Source organism: Pseudomonas sp. AO-1, assembly GCF_019775695.1.
GTDB classification, from domain to species: domain Bacteria; phylum Pseudomonadota; class Gammaproteobacteria; order Pseudomonadales; family Pseudomonadaceae; genus Aquipseudomonas; species Aquipseudomonas parakoreensis.
The window spans coordinates 6200298-6212425 of record NZ_CP079947.1 but is presented as its reverse complement, the minus strand read 5'-3'; the positions used below and the strand labels follow the sequence as shown (position 1 = coordinate 6212425).

At 60.5% G+C, this 12128-nt stretch carries 9 protein-coding genes; 6 read left to right on the top strand and 3 right to left on the bottom strand.

What is annotated here, in order from left to right; genetic code table 11:
• Positions 1-345: 345 nt before the first annotated feature.
• The 3 genes from gltB (at position 346) to hemE (ending at position 7558) form a co-directional block, all read left to right on the top strand.
• Positions 346-4791: a glutamate synthase large subunit gene (gene gltB / locus KVQ82_RS28295; protein WP_222017099.1), complete on the top strand. Its 4446-nt coding sequence runs from the start codon at positions 346-348 to the stop codon at positions 4789-4791.
• A 33-nt stretch (positions 4792-4824) separates the two neighbouring features.
• Positions 4825-6243 carry an FAD-dependent oxidoreductase gene (locus tag KVQ82_RS28290; RefSeq protein ID WP_169428512.1) on the top strand — a complete coding sequence of 473 codons (1419 nt, stop codon included), beginning with the start codon at positions 4825-4827 and terminating at the stop codon, positions 6241-6243.
• Between the two features lie 247 nt (positions 6244-6490).
• Entirely contained in the window at positions 6491-7558 is a 1068-nt protein-coding gene (hemE, locus tag KVQ82_RS28285) for a uroporphyrinogen decarboxylase (protein ID WP_007968321.1), read from the top strand.
• Positions 7559-7693: 135 nt separating this feature from the next.
• Here the strand turns inward: hemE and KVQ82_RS28280 are convergent, their stop codons facing one another.
• On the bottom strand, positions 7694-8968 hold the full coding sequence (locus KVQ82_RS28280; RefSeq protein ID WP_222017098.1) for an MFS transporter: 1275 nt from the start codon (positions 8966-8968) through the stop codon (positions 7694-7696).
• A gap of 118 nt (positions 8969-9086) precedes the next feature.
• On the opposite strand from KVQ82_RS28280, the gene KVQ82_RS28275 reads away from it, so the two are divergent.
• Positions 9087-9989 carry a LysR family transcriptional regulator gene (locus tag KVQ82_RS28275; RefSeq protein WP_041074902.1) on the top strand — a complete coding sequence of 301 codons (903 nt, stop codon included), beginning with the start codon at positions 9087-9089 and terminating at the stop codon, positions 9987-9989.
• 105 nt (positions 9990-10094) lie between these two features.
• Here the strand turns inward: KVQ82_RS28275 and KVQ82_RS28270 are convergent, their stop codons facing one another.
• Positions 10095-10532: an excinuclease gene (locus KVQ82_RS28270; RefSeq protein WP_222017096.1), complete on the bottom strand. Its 438-nt coding sequence runs from the start codon at positions 10530-10532 to the stop codon at positions 10095-10097.
• A gap of 117 nt (positions 10533-10649) precedes the next feature.
• Here KVQ82_RS28270 and KVQ82_RS28265 point away from each other — a divergent pair, with 117 nt between their 5' ends.
• Both KVQ82_RS28265 and KVQ82_RS28260 read left to right on the top strand, forming a co-directional pair.
• A complete protein-coding gene (locus tag KVQ82_RS28265) occupies positions 10650-10955 on the top strand; it encodes a type II toxin-antitoxin system RelE/ParE family toxin (protein WP_041074898.1) in 306 nt (101 codons plus the stop codon).
• Positions 10952-11239 carry an addiction module antidote protein gene (locus tag KVQ82_RS28260; RefSeq protein WP_007943750.1) on the top strand — a complete coding sequence of 96 codons (288 nt, stop codon included), beginning with the start codon at positions 10952-10954 and terminating at the stop codon, positions 11237-11239. Before KVQ82_RS28265 ends, KVQ82_RS28260 begins: the two co-directional genes overlap by 4 nt.
• A gap of 56 nt (positions 11240-11295) precedes the next feature.
• On the opposite strand, the gene KVQ82_RS28255 is transcribed toward KVQ82_RS28260, so the two are convergent.
• Entirely contained in the window at positions 11296-12105 is an 810-nt protein-coding gene (locus KVQ82_RS28255; protein ID WP_041074895.1) for a hypothetical protein, read from the bottom strand.
• Positions 12106-12128: the final 23 nt, after the last annotated feature.

Below are 12128 nucleotides of genomic sequence, written 5' to 3'. Positions count from 1 at the left end.
CGGCGGCCTTACCCAGGCCGCCTCTCCAAGCACCTCAAAATTTCTACAAGTGCGCGCCGTCTCTACAGACCGCGTGCCTTGTGGTGTCTGCGTCACAGTAGTCTTTGAGTCGTTGCAGTCAGAATTAAAAAAGTTTTGACTAGCACAGCAGATCGCTTTAAACCTTTCACAAATGCGACATGAATTTGCGACATTTCGTCGTCAAATTTGTGAGCGTCTGTGTCGCTGTGTACAATGACCACCCTTTTGCCCCCGCAAAGCCGGCGTACGTTCGGCGCGGCAAGCAAGTGGTTGAATTGAAAAGAAATTTGCCTCGTAAAGAGGCAGCCTGGTGAGAAAGTGTCTATGAAAGCAGGTCTGTACCAACCAGATGAATTCAAGGATAACTGCGGTTTCGGCCTGATAGCCCATATGCAGGGCGAGCCCAGTCATACCCTTTTGCAAACGGCCATCGAGGCCCTGACCTGCATGACCCACCGCGGTGGGATTAATGCCGACGGCAAGACCGGTGACGGTTGCGGTCTGCTGATTCAAAAGCCCGATGCCTTCCTGCGGGCGATGGCCCAGGAAAACTTCAGCGTCGAGCTGCCCAAGCAATATGCCGTGGGCATGGTCTTCTTCAACCAGGACCCGGCCAAGGCCGAAGCCGCTCGCGAGAACATGAACCGCGAGATCCTCGCTGAAGGCCTGCAACTGATCGGCTGGCGCAAAGTGCCGATCGACACCAGCGTCCTCGGCCGTCTGGCCCTTGAGCGTCTGCCGCAAATCGAGCAGGTGTACATCGGCGGTGAAGGCCTGAGCGATCAGGACATGGCGGTCAAGCTGTTCAGCGCCCGTCGTCGCTCGTCGGTGGCCAACGCCGCCGACACCGACCACTACATCTGCAGCTTTTCGCACAAGACCATTATCTATAAAGGCCTGATGATGCCGGCCGACCTGGCCGCGTTCTATCCGGACCTCGGCGATCAGCGCCTGCAAACCGCAATCTGCGTGTTTCACCAGCGCTTTTCCACCAACACCCTGCCGAAATGGCCGCTGGCCCAGCCATTCCGCTTCCTCGCGCACAACGGCGAGATCAACACCATTACCGGTAACCGTAACTGGGCGCAGGCCCGTCGGACCAAGTTCACCAACGATCTGATGGATCTGGAAGAACTCGGCCCGCTGGTCAACCGTGTCGGTTCCGACTCCTCGAGCATGGACAACATGCTCGAACTGATGGTTACCGGTGGCATCGACCTGTTCCGTGGCGTGCGGATGATCATTCCGCCAGCGTGGCAGAACGTTGAAACCATGGACCCGGATCTGCGTGCGTTCTACGAGTACAACTCGATGCACATGGAACCGTGGGATGGCCCGGCCGGCGTGGTGATGACCGATGGTCGTTACGCGGTGTGCCTGCTCGACCGTAACGGTCTGCGTCCGGCACGCTGGGTCACCACCACCAACGGCTTCATCACCGTTGCGTCGGAAATCGGCGTCTGGAACTACCAGCCGCAAGACGTGATCGCCAAGGGCCGTGTCGGTCCGGGGCAGATCCTCGCCGTGGACACCGAAACCGGGCAGATCCTTGACACCGACGCGATCGACAACCGTCTGAAGTCCCGTCATCCGTACAAGCAATGGCTGCGCAAGAACGCCCTGCGCATCCAGGCGACCATGGAAGACAACGACCACGGTTCGGCGTTCTACGACGTCGATCAGCTCAAGCAATATATGAAGATGTATCAGGTCACGTTTGAAGAGCGCGATCAGGTACTGCGTCCGCTTGGCGAACAAGGCTACGAAGCCGTGGGTTCGATGGGCGACGACACGCCGATGGCCGTGCTGTCGCAGCGCGTGCGCACGCCATATGACTATTTCCGCCAGCAGTTCGCGCAGGTGACCAACCCGCCGATCGACCCGCTGCGTGAAGCGATCGTGATGTCGCTGGAAATCTGCCTCGGTGCCGAGCGCAACATCTTCCAGGAATCGCCGGAGCACGCCTCGCGCGTGATCCTCAGCTCGCCAGTGATCTCGCCGGCCAAGTGGCGCTCGCTGATGAACCTCGACCGCCCGGGTTTCGAGCGGCAGATCATCGACCTCAACTACGAAGAAAGCGTTGGTCTGGAAGCGGCGATCCGCAACGTTGCCGATCAGGCTGAAGAAGCCGTGCGTGCCGGGCGTACCCAGATCGTCCTGAGTGACCGCCATATCGCCCCGGGCAAGCTGCCGATCCACGCTTCGCTGGCCACCGGCGCGGTGCACCACCGCCTGACCGAAAAAGGCCTGCGCTGCGATTCCAACATCCTCGTGGAAACCGCGACCGCACGCGATCCGCACCACTTTGCGGTGCTGATCGGTTTCGGCGCCTCGGCGGTCTATCCGTTCCTGGCCTACGAAGTGCTGGGCGACCTGATCCGTACCGGTGAAGTGCTGGGCGACCTCTACGAGGTATTCAAGAATTACCGCAAAGGCATCACCAAAGGTCTGTTGAAGATCCTGTCGAAGATGGGCATCTCGACCATCGCGTCCTATCGCGGTGCACAGCTGTTCGAAGCCATCGGCCTGTCCGAAGAGGTGTGCGAGCTGAGCTTCCGTGGCGTGCCGAGCCGCATCAAGGGTGCGCGTTTCGTCGACATCGAAGCCGAGCAGAAAGCACTGGCCACCGAAGCCTGGAGTCCGCGCAAGCCGATCCAGCAGGGCGGTCTGCTGAAGTTCGTCCACGGTGGCGAATACCACGCGTACAACCCGGACGTGGTCAACACCCTGCAAGCCGCCGTGCAGCAGGGCGACTACGCCAAGTTCAAGGAATACACCTCGCTGGTGGACAACCGTCCGGTGTCGATGATCCGTGACCTGTTCAAGGTCAAGACCCTCGACAAGCCGCTGGACATCAGTGAAGTCGAGCCGCTGGAATCGGTGCTCAAGCGCTTCGACTCCGCCGGTATCTCGCTGGGCGCCCTGTCGCCGGAAGCTCACGAAGCCCTGGCCGAAGCCATGAACCGCCTCGGTGCGCGTTCCAACTCCGGCGAAGGCGGTGAGGACCCAGCACGTTACGGCACCATCAAGAGTTCGAAAATCAAGCAGGTCGCGACCGGCCGTTTCGGGGTGACCCCGGAATACCTGGTCAACGCCGAAGTGCTGCAGATCAAGGTCGCTCAGGGCGCCAAACCGGGCGAGGGCGGGCAACTGCCGGGCGGTAAGGTCAACGGGCTGATCGCCAAACTGCGTTACGCAGTGCCGGGCGTGACCCTGATTTCGCCACCGCCGCACCACGACATCTACTCGATCGAAGACTTGTCGCAGCTGATCTTCGACCTGAAACAGGTCAACCCGAAGGCACTGGTGTCGGTGAAACTGGTCGCGGAAGCAGGCGTCGGCACCATCGCCGCCGGTGTGGCCAAGGCCTACGCGGACTTGATCACCATCTCCGGCTACGACGGTGGTACCGGTGCTTCGCCGCTGACCTCGATCAAATACGCGGGCGCTCCGTGGGAACTCGGCCTGGCCGAAACCCACCAGACCCTGCGCGGCAACGACCTGCGCGGCAAAGTCCGGGTGCAGACCGACGGTGGCCTGAAAACCGGCCTCGACGTGATCAAGGCCGCGATCCTCGGCGCCGAAAGCTTCGGCTTCGGTACTGCGCCGATGATCGCCCTGGGCTGCAAATACCTGCGTATCTGCCACCTGAACAACTGCGCCACCGGCGTCGCGACCCAGAACGAGAAGCTGCGCAAGGATCACTACATCGGCACCGTCGACATGGTGGTGAATTTCTTCACCTACGTCGCCGAAGAAACCCGTGAGTGGCTGGCCAAACTGGGTGTGCGTTCCCTCGAGGAGCTGATCGGCCGCACCGATCTGCTGGAAGTCCTCGAAGGCCAGACCGCCAAGCAACATCACCTGGACCTGACCCCCCTGCTGGGCAGCGATCACATCCCGGCGGACAAACCGCAATTCTGCGGCGTTGAGCGCAACCCGCCGTTCGACCAGGGCCTGCTGGCCGAGAAAATGGTCGACATGGCGACGTCGGCGATCAATGACCTCAGCGGCGCCGAGTTCGATCTGGATATCTGCAACTGCGACCGTTCGATCGGTGCGCGGATCTCCGGCGAAATCGCGCGCAAGCACGGCAATCAGGGCATGGCCAATGCGCCGATCACCTTCCGCTTCAAAGGCACGGCCGGTCAGAGCTTCGGCGTGTGGAACGCCGGCGGTCTGAACATGTACCTGGAAGGCGACGCCAACGACTACGTCGGCAAAGGCATGACCGGCGGCAAACTGGTCATCGTGCCGCCGAAGGGCAGCGTCTATCAGACTCAGAACAGCGCCATCATCGGCAACACCTGCCTGTACGGCGCCACCGGCGGCAAGCTGTTCGCCGCTGGTACTGCGGGCGAGCGTTTCGCTGTGCGTAACTCCGGTGCCCACACCGTTGTGGAAGGCACTGGCGATCACTGCTGCGAGTACATGACCGGTGGTTTCGTCTGCGTCCTGGGCAAGACCGGTTACAACTTCGGCTCTGGCATGACCGGTGGTTTCGCCTACGTGCTCGATCAGGACAACACCTTCGTTGACCGGGTCAACCACGAACTGGTGGAAATCCAGCGGATCAGCGGCGAGGCGATGGAAGCCTACCGCAGCCACCTGCAGAACGTGCTGAACGAGTACGTCAAGGAAACCGAGAGCGAGTGGGGTCGTGAACTCGCCGAGAACCTTGATGACTACCTGCGTCGTTTCTGGCTGGTCAAGCCTAAGGCTGCCAACCTGAAATCGTTGCTTTCCAGCACTCGTGCCAACCCGCAGTGATATGCGCCTGAAGAGTTTGATGAGGTTTTAACAATGGCTGAACGTCTGAATAACGACTTCCAGTTCATCGATGTCGGGCGCAAGGATCCGAAGAAGAAACTGTTGCGTCAACGCAAGAAAGAGTTCGTCGAGATCTACGAACCGTTCAAACCCCAGCAGTCGGCCGACCAGGCCCACCGCTGCCTGGGTTGCGGCAACCCGTATTGCGAATGGAAGTGCCCGGTGCACAACTTCATTCCCAACTGGCTGAAGCTGGTGGCCGAGGGCAACATCCTCCAGGCCGCCGAGCTGTCGCACCAGACCAACACCCTGCCGGAAGTCTGCGGCCGGGTCTGCCCGCAGGATCGTTTGTGCGAGGGTGCCTGCACCCTCAACGACGGTTTCGGCGCGGTGACCATCGGTTCGGTCGAGAAGTACATCACCGACACCGCATTCGCCATGGGCTGGCGCCCGGACATGTCCAAGGTCAAACCGACCGGCAAACGTGTCGCGATCATCGGTGCAGGCCCGGCGGGTCTGGGCTGTGCCGACGTGCTGGTACGTGGCGGCGTGACCCCGGTGGTGTTCGACAAGAACCCGGAAATCGGCGGTCTGCTGACCTTCGGCATTCCCGAGTTCAAGCTTGAGAAGACCGTGCTGAGCAATCGCCGCGAAGTCTTCACCGGGATGGGCATCGAATTCCGCCTCAACACCGAGGTCGGCAAGGACGTGACCATGGAGCAACTGCTTGCCGAATACGATGCGGTATTCATGGGCATGGGCACCTACACCTACATGAAGGGCGGTTTTGCCGGTGAGGATCTGCCGGGCGTCTACGACGCGCTGGATTTCCTGATCGCCAACGTCAACCGCAACCTGGGCTTTGAAAAGTCGCCGGAAGATTTCGTCGACATGAAAGGCAAGAAGGTTGTGGTGCTCGGTGGTGGCGACACGGCGATGGACTGCAACCGCACCTCGATCCGCCAGGGCGCCAAGTCGGTGACCTGCGCTTATCGTCGTGACGAAGCGAACATGCCCGGCTCGCGCAAAGAGGTGAAGAACGCCAAGGAAGAAGGCGTGAAATTCCTCTACAACCGCCAGCCGATCGCGATCGTCGGCGAAGACAGGGTCGAAGGCGTGAAAGTGGTCGAGACCCGTCTCGGTGAGCCGGACGCCCGTGGCCGTCGCAGCCCCGAGCCGATCCCGGGCTCCGAAGAGATCATCCCGGCCGACGCCGTGGTCATCGCGTTCGGTTTCCGCCCGAGCCCGGCACCGTGGTTCGAACAGTTCGAAATCCAGACCGACAGCCAGGGCCGCGTCGTCGCGCCTGAGCAAGGTCAGTACAAGCACCAGACCAGCAACCCGAAAATCTTCGCCGGTGGCGACATGGTGCGCGGTTCCGACCTGGTGGTGACGGCGATCTTCGAAGGCCGCAATGCGGCTGAAGGGATCCTCGATTACCTGGGCGTCTGATCAACTTCCAATATTGGAATGCAATACCTGTGGGAGCTGGCTTGCCAGCGATAGCATCAACTAGGTTTACCTGAGAAACCGAGTTGCCTGCATCGCTGGCAAGCCAGCTCCCACAGTGCTTTGTGTTGCTGCAAAAATTTGCATTCCAACGCAATAAATTGACCCGATAGACAAAAGGCTGACCTGCATCCGTGCCTTTTGCGTCGCGCTCTGAGAAAATGCCCGCACTTTTTTTCCGGATGCCGACATGACTGCCCTGAAGAACGACCGTTTCCTCCGCGCCCTGCTCAAGCAACCCGTTGACGTCACCCCGGTGTGGATGATGCGCCAGGCCGGCCGCTACCTGCCTGAATACCGCGCCAGCCGTGCCCAGGCCGGTGATTTCATGAGCCTGTGCATGAATCCGGAATTCGCTTGCGAAGTCACGTTGCAACCGCTCGACCGCTACCCGCAACTGGACGCGGCGATCCTGTTTTCCGACATCCTCACCATTCCCGATGCCATGGGTCAGGGCCTGTACTTCGAGACCGGTGAAGGTCCGCGCTTCAAGAAAGTCGTCAGCACCCTGGCGGACATCGAAGCGCTGCCGATCCCTGATCCACACAAGGATCTCGGCTACGTGATGGACGCGGTCAGCACCATCCGCCGCGAGCTGAACGGCCGTGTGCCGCTGATCGGCTTCTCCGGCAGCCCGTGGACCTTGGCGACCTACATGGTCGAAGGCGGTTCGTCGAAAGACTTCCGCAAGACCAAGGCGATGCTCTACGACAACCCGCAAGCCATGCACCTGCTGCTGGACAAGCTGGCGCAGTCGGTGACCTCGTACCTCAACGGCCAGATCCAGGCCGGCGCGCAAGCGGTGCAGATCTTCGATACCTGGGGCGGCAACCTGTCGGCGGCGGCTTATCAGGAATTCTCCCTGGCCTACATGAAGAAAATCGTCAGCGGCCTGATTCGCGAACACGACGGGCGCAAGGTGCCGGTGATCCTCTTCACCAAGAACGGCGGCCTCTGGCTGGAAAGCATCGCCGAGGCCGGCGCCGACGCACTGGGTCTGGACTGGACCTGCGACATCGGCAACGCCCGCGCCCGTGTTGGCGACAAGGTCGCGCTGCAAGGCAACATGGACCCGACCGTGCTCTACGCCAAACCGGAAGCGATCCGCACCGAAGTCGGGCGCATTCTGGCCAGCTACGGCAAGGGCAGCGGCCATGTGTTCAACCTCGGCCACGGCATCACCCCTGAGGTCGATCCGGAGCATGCGGGCGCGTTCCTGCGTGCGGTGCACGAGTTGTCAGCGCAGTATCACGAGTGATCGACGCCCAATAAAAAACGCCCGGCCAATGCCGGGCGTTTTTGTACAAGATCAAAAGATCGCAGCCTGCGGCAGCTCCTACATTGGGATTCGCGTTTCCCTGTAGGAGCTGCCGCAGGCTGCGATCTTTTGCTTTTAAGCTTTCACACCACCAAGTGGCGGCAACTTCGCCAGTTTCAACGCCACCAGCAGCGCCACCAGCAACAGCGCACCAATAAACAGGCCGATGCCATTCCAGCCGCCCAGATGCCAGAACACCCCACCCGCCGTACCGGCAATGCTGGAACCGGCGTAATAACTGAACAGGTACAACGACGACGCCTGACCCTTGGCCTTGGTCGCGCGCCGGCCGATCCAGCTGCTCGCCACCGAGTGCGCGCCGAAGAAGCCGAACGTGAAGATCAGCATGCCGACGATCACCAGCAACAGCGGTGTGAACATCGTGAGCGCAAGGCCGGCGAACATCAGCGCGATGGTCGCCCACAGCACTTTGCGCCGTCCCAGTTTGTCCGCCAGCGAACCGATTTTGGCCGAACTGTAGATGCCCGACAGGTACACCACCGACAGCAAGCCGACGAACACCTGATCGAGGTTGTACGGCGCGGCCAGCAGGCGATAGCCGATGTAGTTGAACAGAGTGACGAACGCGCCCATCAGCACAAAGGCTTCAAGAAACAGCAGCGGCAGGCCGGCGTCGCGAAAGTGCATGGTGAAGCCGTCGAGCAGGCTGCGCGGATGCAGCGAGCGTGAGCGGAAGTTGCGCGATTCGGGGAGGATCTTCCAGAACACCGCCGCCGCGACCAGCGCCAGACCGCCAATCACCAGCATCGCCGTGTGCCAGCTGACGAAGTCGATCAACACTCCGGTAATCAAGCGTCCGCTCATCCCGCCAATCGCGTTGCCGCCGATGTACAGGCCCATCGCCAGGCCGATGTGCTGCGGGTGGATCTCTTCGCTCAGGTAGGTCATCGCCACCGCCGCCAGGCCGCTCAACGACAGGCCGATCAGTGCACGCATGATCAGCACGCCGTGCCAGCTCGGCATCATCGAACTGGCGATGGTGCACAACGCGGCGGCGAACAGTGCCGCGACCATCACCGGTTTGCGTCCGACCCGGTCGGAAATCGGTCCGGTGATCAGCAGACCGAAGGCCAGCATGCCGGTCGCCACCGACAGAATCAGGCTGCTCTGCGCGGCGTTGATCGAATACTCGTGAGACAGCAGCGGCATCATCGGCTGCACGCAATACAGCAAAGCGAAGGTCGCGAAGCCACCGCTGAACAGCGCGAGCACCGTGCGCATGAACATCGGCGTGCCTTTTTCGATGTAGATCTCCTGCAGCTCGGCGATCACATCGTCCGCCGCGGCAGGCGGAACTTCATGGGCAAGAGGGGCGGCGGCGGTTTTCACATCAGACCTCGGAGGGCACGGCCAGGCAGGCAATGAAAAAATCATATAGCTGGCTAATGTTTCTATCCAATATATTGTTCGACCTGTTTGATAGCTTTAACGACCTAATGGGGTGTCCATGGAATTGCGTCATCTGCGCTACTTCATCGCCGTCGCCGAAGAATTGCATTTCGGCCGCGCCGCACAGGTGCTGGGGATCTCTCAGCCACCGCTGAGTCAGCAGATTCAGGCGCTGGAGCAAGAGGTCGGCGCGCGGTTGTTCGAACGCACCAATCGTCGGGTCGAGTTGAGCGAGGCCGGCCGATTGTTTCTGGAGGAGGCGCGACTGGTGCTGGCGCAGGTCGACAAAGCGGCAGACGTCGCCCGGCGTGCGCAACTCGGTGAACTGGGCGAATTGAAAATTGGCTTCACCTCGTCAGCGCCGTTCAACTCAACCATTCCCCAAGCGATTTTTTCCTTTCGTCAGCGTTTCCCGGCAGTGCACCTGAACCTGCGGGAGATGAGCAGCACCATGGTCGCGGACGCGCTGGTGGATGAGTCGATCGAAGTCGGCATCATGCGTCCGCTGGGTTTGCCGGATTCGCTGAGCGTGGTTGAGCTGATGCGTGAGCCGCTGGTGGCGGTGCTCGGCTCCAAACATCCGTTGGCGCAAGGCAGCGAGGAAGGGCTGTTCCTCTCGGCGCTGGCGCTGGAGCCGTTCGTGTTCTTTCCTCGCAGCTACGGCAGCGGGCTGTATGCGCAACTGCTCAGTCTGGCCCGCGATGCCGGGTTCAGCCCGCATTTCGCCCAGGAGGCCGGTGAGGCGATGACCATCATCGGATTGGTCGCAGCGGGGCTGGGGGTTTCGGTATTGCCGGCGTCCTACCAGCGGATGCGCATCGACGGCGTGGTCTATCGACCTCTGCTCGATCCGGAGGCGGTGTCGGCGGTGTGGCTGGTGCAGCGCAAGGATCAGAAATCGCCGATGGCCAAGGCGTTTGTCGAACTGCTGACGCGTAAAGTCGAACCTTCAAACGCTTGATTGCTGCGCAATCAAATCGCGAGCAGGCTCGCTCCCACAGGGAAACGCCTTCCAAGGTGGGAGCGAGCCTGCTCGCGAAGGCGTCAACTCAAACATCAACGCCCCTCAGGGCAACCGCACCAGATCCCCCTTCAACGCCACCCGCGTCACAAACACCCCGGCCCGGCACTCATAAGTATTCAAATCCTTGCGCACATGCTGGTCGTAATAACTGACGATATTGACCACCGCATTCGCCCCGACCCGTTTGGCATCGGCCTGCAACTTGATCAGGTTCGACTGCAGCACCCATTCGCAGGAGTCGTGATCGCTCTTGTTGAAACCGTTGGTGCGCAAATCACTGACCACGTCCCTGCGCACCAACTGCTGCGTGCCCTGCGGCCCGTTGCCGATCAGATAGAACTTCACACTGCCATCCAGCCGCCCGGCGCGAATCGCATCCGAGAGCACAGTTTCGAACGGCATGTACATCAGATTGGTGGCGTGGCTGGCGCTGGGCAATAACCCGAGGAGTGCGGCGGCGATCAGGGCTTTCACTTGCATGGTCATCTCCTTGACTTTGCGAGTCAGCATTCAACGATTTATGGAGTGTAGACACCGTACGTCGGTGCAGAAAAAACCGTCTGGTACATGTGTAGCTCAAGGGCTACACTTTCGGTCATGCCTGAGATCATTCGAAGTTCAACATTCTCCAGCTGGCTTTTGAAGCTGGCTGACAGCCGCGCCAGGATGCGTATTCAGGTGCGCATTGATCGTATGGCCGATGGGAATTTTGGTGATGTCAAAGCCGTCGGTGAGGGGCTCAGCGAAGTCAGAATTGACTATGGCCCCGGATATCGAGTCTATTTCATGCAACAAGGTCGGCAAGTGGTCATCCTCCTTTGTGGTGGAGACAAGAGCAGCCAACCCCGAGATATCAAGCAAGCCAGGCTCATCGCGGAGTCTTGGCAGGAGCAAAACCCATGACCGAACAATTCACTCGTTGGGACTCAGCCGAGTACCTCAAGACAGAAGAGGACATGGCCAATTATCTGGATGCCTGCATGGAGGAGGCTGGAGATGATCCTGCCTTTATCGCCAAGGCACTGGGCACCATTGCGAGAGCGCGAGGCATGACCCAAGTCGCACGTGACGCCGGGCTGTCTCGAGAAAGTCTCTACCGTGCACTGTCAGGTGAAGGAAATCCTGAGTTTGGAACGATTCTGAAAGTGGTGAAGGCGTTGGGCTTGAAGTTACATGCCAGCACTTGAGCTGAACTGAATAGCAAAGGGCGCCGCAAGGCGCCCTTTGTCGTTTCTACTGTCAATCAATCAACGTGGGCCAAATCCCCACGCAACGCCACGCTCGACACCACCAGACCGGCGCGGCACTGGAATTTCTCGGTGTCCTTGTACAGGTCGCGCTGGTCGACGCTGGCGATGTTGATCACCGCGTTGGCGTCGGCTTTTTTCGCGGCGTTCTGCAGGGTGGCGAGGGCTGATTGCAGCGCCCAGAAGCAGGCGTCGGTGTCGGATTTGTTCGAGCCGTTGGTTTTGCGGCTGCTGCTCACGGTGTCGAGTTTGCGCACTTGCTTGGGCAGGGTTTCGCCGGCCAGGTAGAACTTCACGCTGCCGTCCAGCAGACCGGCGTCGGTGGCGCGTTTGACGCCCTCGCGAAAGCTCAGGTAGGTCGGCTCGTCGGCGCCTTGCTTGACGATGCCCAGGTCGTTGACGAACTCGATGTCCGGGTTGATCGACAACTCCTTGAGCACGTTGTCGCGCAGGCGGTTGACCCAGCGGTTGTAGTTGCCGTGGATCTTGCCGTCCTTGGCGTCGAGGCCGTAGCTGCTGCGGTAGTCGATTTCAAACGAGGTCGGGCTGAACGGGATGTCGACCTCGGCGTGGTGGCGGCCGCGTACCGTGATCGCCGCTTTGATCATGCCCGGGCGAACCGACTGCACCACCCACTGGCGGTCGTTGAGCGCGGTGACGATGGCGCGGCTCATCTGCGCCTGGGTGAAACCGAGGTTGGGCGAAAATTCTTCCTTGGCGTTGTAAACCGGTTTGCTGGTGCAACCGCCGAGCACCAAGGCCAAGGCCAGGGCCAGCAGGGCGGCGATGCGGTGAAACTGAGTCATTCCCTTCACTCCAAACGTGTTGC